Raw genomic sequence first — 405 nt, 5'->3', positions numbered from 1 at the left:
AAGAATTTTATCAACCAAAGTAGTTTTACCGTGGTCAACGTGTGCGATAATCGCAATATTTCTAATGTTTTGCATCCTTGAAATTTATGGGTGCGAATTTACGATAAATTATTTTTAATTACTATAGATTTTATTTAATTTAATGAAATCGCAACAAACGTATGTTATTTATCGTTTTTTATTACCAAATGGGTTGTATGATATACCAAAGTTGAAATAGAAAGATGATTTTGGTTTATACTCGTATATATAGTCATTAAAAGATTCATTTTTTTCAAAGATTCTTCCAGTAGGAATGCTACGTAGTCCTGTTTTTACAGTACCAATAAAATCACCAATTCTATGTTCATACATTACACCACTATTAATTTCTGTTTGTCTAAATTCAAATGTTTTATTCGATTG

2 protein-coding genes are annotated in these 405 nt (G+C 27.4%); both read right to left on the bottom strand.

All coding sequences use genetic code 11. The features are described from left to right. Positions 1–75 (bottom strand): GTP-binding protein (locus QWI17_RS23625; RefSeq protein WP_368045330.1); only part of this gene is annotated, 75 nt, incomplete at its 3' end. A gap of 93 nt (positions 76–168) precedes the next feature. Next, positions 169–405 (bottom strand): hypothetical protein (locus tag QWI17_RS06790; protein WP_302721767.1); only part of this gene is annotated, 237 nt, incomplete at its 5' end.

It is taken from the genome of Gilvimarinus gilvus, assembly GCF_030518155.1.
Lineage (GTDB): Bacteria > Pseudomonadota > Gammaproteobacteria > Pseudomonadales > Cellvibrionaceae > Gilvimarinus > Gilvimarinus gilvus.
The sequence above is the reverse complement of the archived record's forward strand: the minus strand, read 5'-3'. Positions and strand labels throughout refer to the sequence as shown.